The 13,664-nt window shown below is 61.4% G+C and carries 15 protein-coding genes and 1 tRNA gene; 7 read left to right on the plus strand and 9 right to left on the minus strand.

Features of this window, described 5'->3' with window-relative positions:
- Positions 1–589 precede the first annotated feature (589 nt).
- Both AAG689_RS16490 and AAG689_RS16495 read left to right on the plus strand, forming a co-directional pair.
- A complete protein-coding gene (locus AAG689_RS16490) occupies positions 590–814 on the plus strand; it encodes a hypothetical protein (RefSeq protein ID WP_406622916.1) in 225 nt (74 codons plus the stop codon).
- 30 nt (positions 815–844) lie between these two features.
- Complete coding sequence (locus tag AAG689_RS16495; protein WP_406626358.1) at positions 845–1,147, plus strand: integrase; 303 nt, start codon at positions 845–847, stop codon at positions 1,145–1,147.
- A 51-nt stretch (positions 1,148–1,198) separates the two neighbouring features.
- Here AAG689_RS16495 and AAG689_RS16500 read toward each other — a convergent pair whose 3' ends face one another.
- Positions 1,199–2,014, minus strand: coding sequence for an IS5 family transposase (locus AAG689_RS16500; RefSeq protein WP_406622917.1), 816 nt, complete (start codon positions 2,012–2,014; stop codon positions 1,199–1,201).
- 710 nt (positions 2,015–2,724) lie between these two features.
- On the opposite strand from AAG689_RS16500, the gene AAG689_RS16505 reads away from it, so the two are divergent.
- Positions 2,725–4,005, plus strand: a complete 1,281-nt coding sequence (locus tag AAG689_RS16505; RefSeq protein WP_406622918.1) for a plasmid recombination protein — start codon at positions 2,725–2,727, stop codon at positions 4,003–4,005.
- Positions 4,006–4,025: 20 nt separating this feature from the next.
- Here the strand turns inward: AAG689_RS16505 and AAG689_RS16510 are convergent.
- A protein-coding gene (locus tag AAG689_RS16510) for an IS3 family transposase (protein ID WP_406622737.1) occupies positions 4,026–5,149 on the minus strand; the annotation gives its coding sequence in 2 pieces (ribosomal slippage) (positions 4,026–4,894 and positions 4,894–5,149; 1,125 coding nt in all).
- Between the two features lie 96 nt (positions 5,150–5,245).
- Here AAG689_RS16510 and AAG689_RS16515 point away from each other — a divergent pair.
- Positions 5,246–6,433, plus strand: a complete 1,188-nt coding sequence (locus AAG689_RS16515; protein ID WP_406622919.1) for a hypothetical protein — start codon at positions 5,246–5,248, stop codon at positions 6,431–6,433.
- Between the two features lie 12 nt (positions 6,434–6,445).
- On the opposite strand, the gene AAG689_RS16520 is transcribed toward AAG689_RS16515, so the two are convergent.
- A complete protein-coding gene (locus AAG689_RS16520; RefSeq protein WP_406622920.1) occupies positions 6,446–6,607 on the minus strand; it encodes a hypothetical protein in 162 nt (53 codons plus the stop codon).
- A 127-nt stretch (positions 6,608–6,734) separates the two neighbouring features.
- A complete protein-coding gene (locus tag AAG689_RS16525; RefSeq protein ID WP_406622921.1) occupies positions 6,735–7,088 on the minus strand; it encodes a hypothetical protein in 354 nt (117 codons plus the stop codon).
- 137 nt (positions 7,089–7,225) lie between these two features.
- Here AAG689_RS16525 and AAG689_RS16530 point away from each other — a divergent pair, with 137 nt between their 5' ends.
- From AAG689_RS16530 to AAG689_RS16540, 3 genes are all read left to right on the plus strand, one after another.
- Complete coding sequence (locus tag AAG689_RS16530) at positions 7,226–7,516, plus strand: hypothetical protein (RefSeq protein ID WP_406622922.1); 291 nt, start codon at positions 7,226–7,228, stop codon at positions 7,514–7,516.
- A gap of 193 nt (positions 7,517–7,709) precedes the next feature.
- Positions 7,710–7,910: a helix-turn-helix domain-containing protein gene (locus AAG689_RS16535; protein ID WP_406622923.1), complete on the plus strand. Its 201-nt coding sequence runs from the start codon at positions 7,710–7,712 to the stop codon at positions 7,908–7,910.
- A 147-nt stretch (positions 7,911–8,057) separates the two neighbouring features.
- On the plus strand, positions 8,058–8,309 hold the full coding sequence (locus AAG689_RS16540) for a hypothetical protein (protein WP_406622924.1): 252 nt from the start codon (positions 8,058–8,060) through the stop codon (positions 8,307–8,309).
- A gap of 235 nt (positions 8,310–8,544) precedes the next feature.
- Here AAG689_RS16540 and AAG689_RS16545 read toward each other — a convergent pair whose 3' ends face one another.
- The 5 genes from AAG689_RS16545 to AAG689_RS16565 form a co-directional block, all read right to left on the minus strand.
- On the minus strand, positions 8,545–9,030 hold the full coding sequence (locus tag AAG689_RS16545) for an ASCH domain-containing protein (RefSeq protein WP_406622925.1): 486 nt from the start codon (positions 9,028–9,030) through the stop codon (positions 8,545–8,547).
- Positions 9,027–11,186, minus strand: coding sequence for a GNAT family N-acetyltransferase (locus AAG689_RS16550; protein ID WP_406622926.1), 2,160 nt, complete (start codon positions 11,184–11,186; stop codon positions 9,027–9,029). Before AAG689_RS16550 ends, AAG689_RS16545 begins: the two co-directional genes overlap by 4 nt.
- A gap of 604 nt (positions 11,187–11,790) precedes the next feature.
- Positions 11,791–11,867, minus strand: a tRNA-Ile gene (locus AAG689_RS16555).
- A 50-nt stretch (positions 11,868–11,917) separates the two neighbouring features.
- The gene (hrcA, locus tag AAG689_RS16560) at positions 11,918–12,922 is read right to left on the minus strand and encodes a heat-inducible transcriptional repressor HrcA (RefSeq protein WP_406622927.1); all 1,005 of its coding nucleotides are present in this window, start codon (positions 12,920–12,922) and stop codon (positions 11,918–11,920) included.
- Between the two features lie 99 nt (positions 12,923–13,021).
- Positions 13,022–13,591, minus strand: coding sequence for a recombinase family protein (locus AAG689_RS16565; protein ID WP_406622928.1), 570 nt, complete (start codon positions 13,589–13,591; stop codon positions 13,022–13,024).
- Positions 13,592–13,664: the final 73 nt, after the last annotated feature.

A 13,664-nucleotide genomic window follows, 5' to 3' on the forward strand; every position in this document is an offset into this window, starting at 1 on the left:
TTGCCCACAAAACCAGCCCTACGCCAATGCTTCGCAAAGCCATCTCCGCTCCTTCATAAGAATCGATATGACTTTGAGTGTAGTAGTCGAGCGCTTTTCAGGCTAACGCATCTTTGCCTGCTGATGGAGAAAACTTCGCGTGCCGCTCTGCAGCGCCGCCAGCGCTAGGAGTCCGTCGCTCTGGCGCGGTTGCAGAGCGAGGGCATTGCCGCTCTGGCGCGGCACGGGAGCCTGTTGCGCGCCGCCCTACCCTGGCGCCCCTCCTCCACGCATTGACGTGTGCCGCGGTCGGCCGGTAGAGATCAGCGAATCCACTGCAGGAGAGGTCGTGGCTGTGGACAGCGCCGTCACGCCGCTTTCAGACTACGAGACGCTGGCCTGATCAGTAGCTGCGCTCTGCTGGCAGCTCGACACCCTGCAGTTGCTGCGCATCGGCCAGCCGCTCGCGCGCTGTCCGTAGCGCGCGGGTGATGCTTGCCATCGCGCCCATGCACATCCGTGAAGACCTCGACATTCGAGGCCAAGCCGTCAAGGTGCGCGCCAACCGCGAAAAAACGCTGTTCTCACACATCTTCAACAAGGCCAGGGAGTGGGCTACACCAGCGTGCAGAACCCCTGCCAAGGCGTGAAAGGCTTCAGGGAAACGGGACGCGACCGCTATGTGACCGATGAGGAATTCGAGCGCGTGAAACAGCACGCGCACTTCACCGTAGCCGATGCCATGGACGTGGCATTGCTCACCGGCCAGCGCCCCGCCGACGTGCTCAAAATGAAGCGGGCGGATATTCGCGACGGTGCGCTGTGGGTCGTGTAGAACAAGACCGGAGCACGCCTGGGCATCGAGATCGCGGGCGAACTGGCCGCCGTCATCGAGCGCATCAACCAGCACCCGCGCAAGGCGATCGGTGCCTTCCTGATTCAGGATGAGAACGGCCAGCCCTTGAGCAGGTTCGCACTGCGCTCACGCTTTGACAAGGCCCGCGAACTGGCGAAGGTGGACTTCCAGTTTCGGGACATTCGGGCGAAGGCTGCAACCGATACCGGCGACCTGGCGCACTCACAGAGGCTGCTCGCGCACAAGAACCGAGGCATGACGGAGCACTATGTGAAGAGCCGGGTTGGGGATCGAGTGAGGCCCCTGCGTTAACCTTGTCTAGCGCCTGAGGCGACTGCACCAGAATCGAGGTTCTAGAGCGTGTTATGAACTCACCCCCGTGCCCAAGGCAGGCAACGCCTTTGGCAGCATGAGGATCACGAAGATCAGGAAATGCAATCCGGCGAGCACTTCGGGCAATCTTTCATAGTCGCGGCTGAGCCTTCTGAATCGCGCCAGCCAGCCAAAGCTGCGCTCGACCACCCAGCGCCTGGGCAGCAGCACAAAGCCCTTCTTGGCCTCGGGCAGCTTGACAATTTGCAGATCAATGCCGTGCTCGCTGGCCTGCCGGTTGGGCTCTTCGCCCGTGTAGCCCTGGTCGGCCCAGGCCAGTCTCACCGTCTCGCCTGTCGCTTCCTGCACCGCCTCGCACAACGGCGCCACTTGCGCTCGCTCCTGTTCATTGGCTGGTGTGATATGGACGGCCAGCAAATGCCCCAGCGTATCGACGGCCATGTGCACTTTCGAGCCGTTGCGCCGCTTGTAACCATCGTAGCCAGCACGCGGACCACTCTCACAGCTCGATTGCAAGGTGCGTCCATCCAAGACTGCCGCACTGGGCTGGCCCTGGCGTCCTTGCGCCACGCGAATGACCGAGCGAAGGTCGTTGGCCATTGCCTCAAAGCATCCTGCTTGCAACCAGCGGCGTGTTTGCTGATAGACCGCCTCCCACGGCGGGAAGTCCCCAGGCAGCATGCGCCAGGGCGCACCCGCACGGGCCATCCAGCGCAAGGCATTGAACACTTCGCGCAGTTCGTGCTGGCGTTGCGCTGCCTTCTCGTCGATCAGTGCCAGGTACGGCGCCGCGAAGCCCCACTCCTCATCCGTGACATCCGTGGGGTACTGCTTGCGCCTTGCCATGTGGCGAATCTACCGCACGCGCTATCAAGTTCATAACACGCTCTAAGGTGCAGTTTGACGCCCAAATCGAACCGGGCAAGCTGCACATAGTGGCAAAAAAGCGATAACACAAACTAATGGACCGCCACGCTGCACCCGCAGTCCGAGCCTGGAAGGCGGCAAGGCCACGCCGTCACAGCGTAGTGTGAGCGCCATGCACACGCCGTCGGCTACTGTGCCGTAGTGCGCCTGGAGCGCGCTGAATCACCTGCCTAGGTGGACGCAGCCTCGTCTTTCGGGACCACCGATGCCGTCTCGGCCCTCCGCGATCACCGTATGTGTCTTGACTATTTCAACGGCCCTACTAACATATATGCGTACATCCAGTCTTTGACCGCTTTGTGGTCGATACGGCAGGATCGCACAAGAAGGCTGTAGCGCAGGAGTGCTTGGCAATTTCCCGTCAATCCGGGGGATGTCATGCACTCAAGGAAAACTGAGTTGGCTCCCCCTTGCTGGAGCCTCCATGGTTTCGATCAAGCCCCTGATCCAGGAAACCCGCGCAGCACTGCCGACCACCGAAGCTGCAATCCACCTCAACCGCAAGCCGCAGACGCTTCGCCTCTGGGCCTGTCATGAAAACGGCCCTCTGCGCCCGATTCGGGTCCATGGTCGCCCTTGCGTGGCCTGTGGCCGATTTGCGCCGCATTTTGGGTGTTGGAGGGTAAGGGATGGCGACCTCTGCCCTGTGCGGTGTCATGCGCATTGGGCGTATCCATACCTTCCGACAACTGCTGGAAGCGGGGCGCCATAACAAGCGCGAGCGTCTTCAACCGCATATTGACCCAGAGCGCGTTCGTTTGAACTACGCCCTGGCCGGCCCGGACGCCGGTCACGGCGCGAGCCTGGCGATCACGCATGCCACCCGGGCGATGCTGCGTGCTGCAGGCCGGGGCAAGGGCCGCGGCCTCAAGCCACTGCGAAAAAACGTGGTGCTCGCCGTGGAGGTCATCTTTAGCCTGCCACCCGGTTTCAATGCGGAGAACCATCGCGCCTATTTCAACGATTGCCTGGCCTGGATGGGCCGGCACTTTTGCGATCCCCGCAACATCCTGAGCGCCGATGTGCACTTGGATGAAGGTGCTCCGCACATGCATGTGCTTGTGCTTCCGCTCCTGGAAGGTCGAATGCAGGGAGGAAAAGTGTGTGGAAGTCCCGCTCAGCTCAATAGTTGGCGCGAGACCCTCTACACCGAGGTCGGTATCCGCCATGGGCTGTCGCCTCCTGCGCAGAAGCTGCGCGGCGAGGATAAGGCAGAAGCCGTCACGATGGTTCTGGCGCACTATCGGCGGGCTTTGCCCGCTTTGTTGAATGATCCCACTTGGCCCGCCGTGCGGAGGTCGATCGAGCTTGACCCTGGTTCGTACATGCGGCAACTCGGCTTGGAGGTCGCCCCTCGCCAGAAGCGGATGCGCACCATGGCGCAGATTTTTACGAGCAATGGCAAGGGGCCGGCTCGGGAACCAAGTCACGCTCAGCGTGTAGCAGTGGGCACCAAAACTCTATGCTCTGTCGCAATTGACGAGATGGAGAGTTTTGAGGTCGTTCCGACTCTGCAAGAAAGGGCAGCCCTCCCCGACGTGGGGCTTGCGGTGAACAAGCAGAAAGCTGCTCGCCAGCGTGCAAGGGCTCCTGATGCTTCGTTGGCGAACATTTGCACCGAGCAGGTGCACTCCGTGGCCCCCGGCGGGCTGGTGGCGCATCTGGACGCCCTGGGTATCGGGCAAGAAACCCAAACGGTGGAGGCGGCGAAGGAGACCCAAGGCGACCACGCCGTGATCGTGTCCAACGACAGGCGCATCACCGGTGGGCGCCATCAGGCCGTCACCGGTCAGCAGGAAGGCGATGGGGGCAAGGCCATCGTCCTCGGCGCGCCTGTGGATCCGCCCCCGGAGGGGCTGGGAGATTCGCACTGTGACCTGCCCCCGTTAGACGTGCCAGTCCCGAGTTAGCGAGTCCAAGGTTGTGGAGACTACTTGATCTCCGGTGATTGCCTTGCATCGCCAGCGCGCTGGCGATGCAAGGCAGCAAAGCTGGCCGGCGAGATGCGCCCCAGTGAACTGTGGGGCCGCACCTCGTTGTAGTCACGCCGCCATCGGGCCACCTCCTGGCGAGCCTGCACCAGCGTCTCGAACCATTGCTCGTTCAAGCACTCATCCCTGAATTTGCCGTTGAAGCTCTCGATGTAGGCGTTCTGGGTCGGACAGCCTGCATCGTTGAGCAGGTGCCGCACGCCTCGTGCCGCTGCCCACGCAATGAAAGCCCGGCTGGTGAACTCCGGCCCCTGATCGGTGCGGATGGCCAGTGGATAGCCTCGGAACTGCGCGGCCTGGTCCAGCAAGCGCACGACGTACTCGCCGCCCATGCCGTGATCCACCGCGATGTCCACGCACTCGCGGCTGAAGTCATCGACCACCGTCAGGCACTTGATGCGCCGGCCATTGGTCAGTGCGTCCATCACGAAGTCCGTGCTCCAGGTGTCATTGACATGGCGGCTGCTCACCAAGGGCTGACGCTCGCCCGTGGGACGCTTGACCTTGCGGCGCTTGCGCACCGACAGGTTGGCCAGCTTGTACAGGCGCCACACGCGCTTGTGGTTCACCTGATGGCCTTCCAGGGCCAACAGGTCATGGATGCGCCGGTAGCCGAAGCGCCGGCGCTCATGCGCCAACTCGACGATGCGCGTGCTCAGGCTGGCTGTGGACTCGTTCATGCTGGGCGGCTCCCGGTAGCTGGTTCTGGACAACCCCGCATAGCGACAGGCGCGGCGCTCGCTGATGGACAGTTCTTGAACCATCCTGGCAGCGGCCTCGCGCCTGGCCTGCGGGGTCAGCGCTTTACCCCGAAGCCCACCTTCAGCGCTTCGATGTGTAGATGGGCCTCGGCCAGCAGTTTCTTGAGCTTGGCGTTCTCGCCCTCGATCTCGCGCAGCCGCGTGGCCTCGCTAGCCTGCATGCCACCGAACTTGGCACGCCACTTGTAGAAGGTCGCATCGCTGAAGCCGCCCAGGCGGCACAGTTCCTTGACCGGCATGCCGCCCTCGGCCTGCTTGAGAAATCCGATGATCTGCTCGTCGGTGAATCTGCTCTTCTTCATGTCCGTTCTTCCTCTGAAAACGGACTCTACTAACCTTCAACTGGTACGCCCTATAGGGAGCAGGTCAACTGCGCCACGCCTGCAACAACACCGAAGGTGGCAACGCCCGACCTGACGCTGCCTGGGCTTGACGATTTGCGCTGCTTTGTGGGGAAGCCGGGCGTGAAGCGACTCGATTGGAACAGCCCGCAAAAACCGTGGCTGTTGAGCGCGGATGAGAAGGGTGTGCCGGCTGCGGCTGGCGGGAGGACTGGCGTCACCAACCGCGCTGAATCCACGCCTCCCGTGGAACAGGGGGCCGACACGGGAGGCAATATAGCCAACCTCATCGCGGGCAACAAGCTCTTCACCGCCGACAAGGTGGCCACCACCCACTCGCGCAGGAAGTCCAAGTGGGGGCAGATCTACAGCGATGCCCGCAACGCCCAACACGCGAGCCTCGAGAGGGGCTTGGTCATGTGGAACGCGCTGGAGCGACAGGGCTTCACGGGCGGGCGGCCGCAGGAGCACCCTGTCGACGTCAGCAACTTCTTCGGCTTGATGCCCAAGAACCGGCCCCTGGCAGGAAGCCAGCGGGCCTATTGGCTGGTTGCTGAGAAGTGCAATTTGCCAATTGATTTCGAGAAAAATTTGGAGGCTGATATGGGTGGTGTAGGAAGTGGGCGGCGGCCGAACAGTGCCCGCCGCAAGACCTCGGAGGTCAAAGTGCTGGATGTGCGCGCACTCCATCGCCAGGGCTTGCTTCAGCCGGGATACCAGCTGCAGTGGACGGACTATGCTGCAGACGGCGCTGCGCACACCAACCACGCTGTGGTCAGGTCGAACAAGATCGATGTCTACCGCTTTTTGCAGGTTGCGCCGGATCAACGGCAGTGTTGGAACAGTGAAATTCTGCTGGAGTGGACGGCATGCCATCTCGGGGGGAAACGTCCGTGGTTTCGCTGCCCCATCGCGGGCTGTGGGCGGCGTGTCGCTTGCCTCTACCTCGCGCCCTCGCGGAGCTATGCGTGCCGCCACTGCCAGCGGCTGGTCTATGAAGTGCAGTACGAGAAACCTGCTTTCCGGCTCATGACCAAGGCCGACAAGATACGGTGCAAATTGGGATGGGGACCGGGGATCGCCAATCCTTCGGGTAACAAGCCGAAGGGCATGCACTGGCAGACTTTTTGGCTCCTTTCCTTTCGGCACGATCGGATCGCCCTGGGGGCATTCGCCGTGATGAAAGCGCAGATCGAAGGAAGCAGCGCAATGCGATCCGAACAGCGAGAGCTTGAGGAAACTTAAAGGCGTACAACATCAAGCAGGCGTGACCGGCATCCAGGATTGGATGCGAGCCTGAATGTCCGAAGCTGGAACACCGAGCAGAAGTTCGCGCATGCGGGAAAAGGTGGCGGAACACTCGGATTCGACAATAACGCTCATCGTCATCGCGCTGCCCAAGGAGGTTGCCGAGGTCATACCGCTTTCAAACGGGCACTTGGGCCTGGTACTGGCGCATTTCGCTCCATTGCGGTACGCAGAGCCAAGAAAGTTCTCTGCCACCGCATGCCAACTTAGTTGGTCTGGAGCAAAGGGTTTGGGTCTATCACCTGAACCGAATCACGGTATCCGGCTTGGGTTCATAAGTTGGCCGATGGAGGTCTCGATCCCCAGTGGCAAGGCACTTGAACGCGACATTGGCTGTACCACCAGGAAGGTGGGTGGATGGGCCGGAACTGAGGTTGTCCACCAGGATATTCCGTCCCATCGCCTGGCATTGCTGGGCTGCTTCGGTCAAAGCCTGTTTGCGCGCACCAGCCTCTCCACCTCGGGCTGGGGCGGCATGGACGGATACTGTGTACGTATCAGGCCCAAGTTGCAACACGCCGCTGGATTGCGCGCAACCTGAGAGCCATATCACCAGCGTTCCAGTCATTGCGGCCTTAATGATTCCGTTCATGGTTTCCCCTCATCGTTATCGAACTTGTTGTGTCTGCTGCCGAGTGCTTTGATACTCGGCAGTCAGGCGCCACGCTGTACCTGCCGTTGTAGTTCCAGCAAACCGTCCATCAATTTAAAGCGGTGAAGCTTGGCCTCATGGGCTACAGCACGGTCGCGCAGCACGAGATTGGCGGGCTGCAGAAGCGCTCCTTCGACAACGCCGACCCCTGGCTCTATTTCGACCACGAACCCAACCTGCTTTGCATCGACGTATTGCGTTCCCACACCCACCATCACGATCGCCTGAGCGTGCCGTGCGAGGCGTGCATCGTCATGGATGTTGAACATGAGCGTGGCTGGGTTGATACCACGCGCACCGAACCAAAGCCTGACGAGGTCGTCAACCGGCTCTACAGCTGCACGTCGCCGCAACCGCTTGAGCCATAGCGATCCCAGCAGTCCAATAGCCACCAAGAGCAAACCCCACCAGAGCATCTGTCCTCCAATCCATCATGAGATTTAAAAACAGTAGATTAACATGCTGTAGATTAAAAGGCGGAGATGAAAGACTCTTCTGGGGATGTCAACGTCTTCGGCCTCCGTCTCCCCCGGCTTGGCGCGCCAGCGCATATCGACCAACATGAAGCGCCTGCGCGAGGCACGCGGCCTGAGTCAGGAAAAATTGGGAGAGCATGCTGATTTCCATCGCACTTATGTGTCGCAGTTGGAGCGCTGCGTCACCAATATCTCCATTGATGGGTTGGAGCGGCTGGCTGCCGCGCTTGGGGTCGATGTTGTGGATCTTTTGCAGCCGCTGGAGAACGAGCGGAAAGGGGCATAGACAGTGCCCGAAGGGTGTTTGTCGCGTCTCGCAAGAGGCGTGGACTTGCCGCCAAGGAACGGTTATCGCTAACACTTTCTGCGGGAATCATCTTGAGCTGCACGCCATCTCCCGATGCCGCCCAATTTGCTTTGTTCAAAGAGTGCTATGAGCGACGCAGTTCCAGCAGAATTGGACGATCTTGTCCGCGAAGTCCGCCTCCAACTCAGCCATCTAGATGAGGATTTCGACAAGCTCAGGGCACTCGTGCAAGCCTTGCGTCTGGCTGCACACAGCGAGATCGCCCGAAACGATGGCCTGTACTGGCCCAGCCTCATGGTGACGCTGGAGGACATGGTGCCTGATCGCGAGCCGTTTCGCGAGAGTATTGGCCGCTTATTGGATGCTATCAACCGCTGATTGACGACAGGCAAACGCTGGACGTCAGTCCGGCTGCCAGCGATGCGGCAGCGCAAAAGAGGCAACGCAGTTTTCTCTCCTTCGATACTCGGCTATTGGCGAGAAACGCCTGCGTCTTTCGAGAGCCGCTTCAACCAAGTCTCCAGCAGTGCAGTGAACCGACCCGGTTTTCGCGGAGGCTCGCCGCCGTTGACGCGCCGGCTTCGATTGCTTCGCACAGCGTGGCGATCAAAGCTCAGACCATTTCGGCTACGCGTGCGCGGCGCGCTGGCGCCGAAGGCTCTGAATAGCGGGCCCGATTCATCGCCTGCAGCAGTGGACCATCACTTGCGACATTGGCGAAGAACTGCGGGGGATGAAAGCCGTTGGAGACCTCACGCAGTCGGTCGAGCGCGATAGGTGAGGCCAGCCGCATTGGCTCGCCCAGGCCCAGCGCAAAAGCCTTGGACAGACCTTCGAAGTATGCGAAGAACTCCTGCCGCTGCAGACCCGACACGGCGCCAAAGCGGCTCCACAGTGTGCGCGGAGACAGTGTGTGCAGTGCGGTCACCTTGGCACACCCAAGCACGCTGCCCACGGGCATCTTTACGTAGATCCAAACGTTCGCACCAATGGCCACATGCATTGCGCGGCGACGAAGCTCGACCGTCTTCGTGCCGTCAAAAATCCGGTCCGCGTGTCGCGCCTCGAGAGAGATTAGAAAGTTTTGCGGGGCGCTCACGGCGGAAATCCTTCAAGAATAATGCTGTGCGTTTGCTCGGGTGTGAGAAGACGGCTCGTCAGCAACTGCGTCGCCTTACCGCAGCCCAATCGCTTCAGGCTCTCCAGTGGCACCGGTCGAGGTAGGGTTTTGACATTGTCGAAGACGACCACGGTCTTGATCTCCGACTTGCCAATAGCTGCCAGGTCGGCCGCCTCGAGCACGGAGCGATCTAGGTCGGCCTTGTCGATCGCGCCTTCGGCGCTCAGATAGGCATTGACCACGCGGGCCATTGCCACTACGGCCTTCTGGCCGTGGCCGCGGGTGGACTCATAGAAAAACATCAGGTGGCCGCGCGCGAAGACCTTTAAGGACTGTGGGGCGCTCAGGTAGTGACGCTGCTGGTACAGCAGCGCCTTTGCGCGCGGCAGCAACTGCATCTGCTCCAAGTGGTCGAGCAAGTGCTCGGCATAGTCGCGCTGGATCGGGACGAGCACGGCTGGTCGGCCCGGCAGGCACAGCAGCGCGGGCGACAGCAAGGTCTCCAACGCAAAGGCCGTCACTTGCGTGCGTTGTCCGTCCGGGCGCATCAGCTCGATATACTGGTCGGCCTGCCGGAAAACGGGCATGGCCGTAGGGAGCGTGATGTCGCTCACAGCCTGCAGGCGAGTGCGCAGCGCCGACCAGTTATGCGGCAGCAGCGCCGCATGCAGCGACACCTTGTGAAGTGCCTGCGTTTCGGGCGTTCCTGTGAAACCCATTTCCAGCGCTACCTCTCGCACGCAGGCCTGGGCGGGCGCCAGGTTCAAACGCATGCGTTGCACCTCCTCGCGGGCGCATCCCATCAGGTGAACGATCATCAGCCTTGCGGCGTCTGGCGCACATGACACATGCTCGTCCACGGCCAAGCTGGCCTCCCAGGTTCCCCCGCGCAAGTTGCTGGGCCACATCAGGTAGCCGATGACGCGATCGCTTTCGAGCACGACGCAGCGATGGCGCGCCCGGCTGCTGCCGTCGTCTGCCGCCCACACCGTGGTCTGATCGGCCAGCGATACACTCAGGCTCGAGAGTAGCGCGCGAACCTGCGCCTCGCGCCCAAGCGCAAGCGGCACCAGCGACAAGGTGTCTCGCGTGCTGGCGGTCACCGCGCCGATGCCTGTGTCCAACTCTCCCAGGATCTTGAACGCAGAGGGCGAAAGCACTTCGATTCCATAGCGCTGACGGAGCAAGGCCGCGGCGTCGCGGATGTCCCCATCGCTGGTGACCAGCCCCGCCAAGTTGTGATGGATGACCGTGCCCAGATGCCGTAGGTCGGAGTGGTCATTGGCGGTCAACGCATCTGCGGCGAAGCGTTCTGGAAAGATCGCCGGTGCGATCTCATGGGTGAGCCGCGCCATGACGTCGTCCGGTGGCACGGAAAACTTTGGAAAGACCTGACCCAGACCCTGCATGGGGTCGGTCTTGGCGCTCGTAGCCGAGCGCTTGAGCTCGGCATCGAACTCCGTACTGAGGGCAAGGCGGCAGACCCCCAGGCGCTCAAGCGCGAAGAGATCGACTACGTCCTGGTGGCGCGCGCGGCGCGGCCCCAGGTCGAAGATCACATTGAGGTCCAGAAGGTAAAGCTTGGTGGCCGTGCACGGGTCGGCCGCCAGCCCCAGGGGATCACGATGAGTCAAGCCGCTGGCGGCGAAGAGTTGCTGCGTCGGCAACTCATGGCTGCGCAGGACCAGGGTTCGCCCGCGTGTCTTGCCGCCAGGCGCGGTGCCATGCGCATAAAAACCTTGGCTCTCCCAGAACTCCTGCGACTGCCGCAAGTCTTCGGCCACCCGTGCGCTGATGGCAATGTAGTTCAAGGCACTGAGCTGCGCCTTAAGTGCGTCCAGCATGCGCTGCGCAACGCCGTGGCGTCGGTGGGCCGCATCGACATGAATCTGCATGACATAGCCACGCGGAAAGGTGGTGGCGAACAGCAGATGCCCCGCGTAGCGCACGTCACCGTCCTTACCGGCCACTGCCACGATCAGCCGCTCGGCGATCGCGGCTTCCTGGTAAACCTTGCGCGCGTACCAGCCCAAAGCGGGCCGATCGCTTTCCGCGGCTAGGACCACTTGCTCCACCAAGGGCAACACGTCTTGGCGTTTCAAAAGCAACGCGATAGTGAGGGGTTCAGAGCTCATGCTGTCATCTCTCCACCTGTGGCGAACGATGGAGGTGACTGTATCCAAATTGTTACGTCTCGCGATCAGGAGACTTTGTACGAGCGCTTCATATAGGCAGATCAGCGCGCGGGAGCGACATGGAGAAAACCGGACGATGAAGACGGCGGCCATGCGGTCACTGTATATTTAAACAGTTTTTTGGTCAATTTGTCAGATATAGCAGTGACCGCCTAACTGATCTGGCTCTTGCAACTGTAGCTGTTGGTCGAAGCAGTCGTTCGTAGTTGGATACACAACCGGCGGCTCGCAGCCTGAAGCCGCCGTCCCCGGCGCGACAATCTGCCGCACAGTGATGTACCTTGCAATCTGCTTCACAAGCTTGCCGTGCCAACGTGATGACACCTACTGCCGTGTGGCATTACCTTGGTGCCCCTCGTTAGCCTGCGCCCCCTCTTCTGCCTTACTTTTCACGCCCGCGACCAAACAAGCCTAAGCCCCCACCATGGACTCTTTTGTTGCTGGGCTGGGTTGTCCCAAGCAAGTTGCCTACAAATCGCCTACAAACAACAGAAAAAAGAAAACCATGCTATCAATTAAGCAGCATGGTTTCCTTATGTGCACTTGGTAGGGCGTGGCGGACTTGAACCGACGACCAAAGGATTATGAGTCCTCTGCTCTAACCAACTGAGCTAACGCCCCAGGGTTGCGCCAGCGCCTCGTCGGCAGGGCAGCGGGCGCTATTGTAGGGGTTACTTCCGGTGGCTCAGGGCGTTGGTGACCAGCTTGGAGGTGATGTCCACGATCTGGATCATCCGGTCGTAGGGCATGCGCGTGGGGCCGATCACGCCCAGTGTGCCGACCACCTGGCCGTCGACCTCGTAGGGCGCGCTGACGACGGACAGTTCCTCAAATGGAACGACCTGGCTCTCGCCGCCGATGAAGATGCGCACGCCCTCGGCCCGGCTGGAGATGTCCAGCAGCCGCAGGATCTGCGTCTTTTGCTCGAACAGGTCGAAGGCCCGGCGCAGGTTGCCCATGTCGCCGGAGAAGTCGCTCACCGCCAGCAGGTTGCGCTCACCGGAGAAAACCACCTCCTCCTGGGATTCGGACATGGCCTCGGTGCCCACGTTGACCGCCGCCTGCATCAGCACGGCGATTTCGCGGCGCAGCGTGTCCACCTCGGACTTGAGGCGCTCGCGCACTTGCTCCATGGTCAGGCCCGCATAGTGGGCGTTGAGGAAATTCGCGGCTTCCACCAGTTGCGATTGCGCATAGTCCGACTCGGTGAAGATCACCCGGTTCTGCACGTCGCCGTCCGGCGAGACGATGATGACGAGCAGCCGCCGCTCGGACAGGCGCAGGAACTCGATGTGCCGGAACACCGATGCGCGGCGCGGCGCCATGACCACGCCCACGAACTGCGACAGGCTGGACAGCAGCTGCGCCGCGTTGGCGATCACCTTCTGCGGCTGCTCGGGCCGCAGTTGCAGTTCGGGCAGTTGCTCCTTCTGCACGGTGAGCATGGTGTCGACGAAGAGCCGGTAGCCCTTGGCCGTGGGAATGCGCCCAGCAGAGGTGTGGGGGCTGGCGATCAACCCCAGCTCTTCCAGGTCTGCCATCACGTTGCGTATCGTGGCAGGCGACAATTCGAGGCCCGATGCCCGCGACAGGGTTCTGGAACCCACTGGCTGTCCGTCGGCGATGTAGCGTTCTACCAGCGCCTTCAACAACAACTTGGAGCGGTCATCGAGCATCGAATCATTCTAGTCATGTACCTGAAACAAATAGCCCGGCCATTCGGGCTATTTTTTTGGGCAAAACCGGGGCCGCGCCCCGGTACCGCATGAACCCCATCATCGCCAGCGGCCACGCCTTTCAAAACGGTGGATCGTATCGCGCAGACAGGACACCGTAACACCCCACAAATCCGCAAGCTGCGCCTGAGACAACACACCCGAGCGCCACATGGCCACTATGTGCGCCACATCCTCATCCGGGATAGTGCGAGCCCTGCCCCAGACCTTGCCACGCGCACGTGCAGCAGCCTGCCCAGCCATGACCCGCTCACGAATCATCGAGCGCTCCAATTGCGCCACCGCGCCCAGCACCTGAAACGTGAACTCACCGAACGGACTGGTCGTATCAAGCGGCTCAGTCAAGCTACGGATACAAGCGCCCGCGCCCTTGAGCCGCCCCTGAATAGCAAGCAGATCAGGCAGGCTGCGCGCGATCCGGTCCAACTTCCACACCACCAACGTATCACCCGTACCCAGCAACGCAAGGGCGCGCTGCAACTCAGGCCGAGGCCCTACACCCGAACCCGACTCCACGAAAACACGCCGCACGCCGTGCCGCTCCAACGCATCACGCTGCAGCGCCGTATCTTGATCTTGCGTGGACACACGGGCATACCCCACCAGCATCCAAACTCCTACGCATCACCGGGAACGAAAAGAGAAAAGGGGCCACCCGCACCCATACCCCCAAGCGCTAACA

This window comes from Acidovorax sp. SDU_ACID1, assembly GCF_045291395.1.
GTDB lineage: Bacteria > Pseudomonadota > Gammaproteobacteria > Burkholderiales > Burkholderiaceae_C > MR-S7.

Bases quoted from the DNA above. Each gene is read 5' to 3' on its own strand.
- AAG689_RS16505 (WP_406622918.1), top strand. From the start codon at position 2,725: ATGGCGACCTCTGCCCTGTGCGGTGTCATGCGCATTGGGCGTATCCAT.
- AAG689_RS16520 (WP_406622920.1), bottom strand. From the start codon at position 6,607: ATGACCTCGGCAACCTCCTTGGGCAGCGCGATGACGATGAGCGTTATT.
- AAG689_RS16530 (WP_406622922.1), top strand. From the start codon at position 7,226: ATGGGCTACAGCACGGTCGCGCAGCACGAGATTGGCGGGCTGCAGAAG.
- AAG689_RS16550 (WP_406622926.1), bottom strand. From the start codon at position 11,186: ATGAGCTCTGAACCCCTCACTATCGCGTTGCTTTTGAAACGCCAAGAC.
- hrcA (WP_406622927.1), bottom strand. From the start codon at position 12,922: ATGCTCGATGACCGCTCCAAGTTGTTGTTGAAGGCGCTGGTAGAACGC.
- AAG689_RS16500 (WP_406622917.1), bottom strand. From the start codon at position 2,014: ATGGCAAGGCGCAAGCAGTACCCCACGGATGTCACGGATGAGGAGTGG.
- AAG689_RS16535 (WP_406622923.1), top strand. From the start codon at position 7,710: ATGAAGCGCCTGCGCGAGGCACGCGGCCTGAGTCAGGAAAAATTGGGA.
- AAG689_RS16565 (WP_406622928.1), bottom strand. From the start codon at position 13,591: ATGCTGGTGGGGTATGCCCGTGTGTCCACGCAAGATCAAGATACGGCG.
- AAG689_RS16540 (WP_406622924.1), top strand. From the start codon at position 8,058: ATGAGCGACGCAGTTCCAGCAGAATTGGACGATCTTGTCCGCGAAGTC.
- AAG689_RS16525 (WP_406622921.1), bottom strand. From the start codon at position 7,088: ATGAACGGAATCATTAAGGCCGCAATGACTGGAACGCTGGTGATATGG.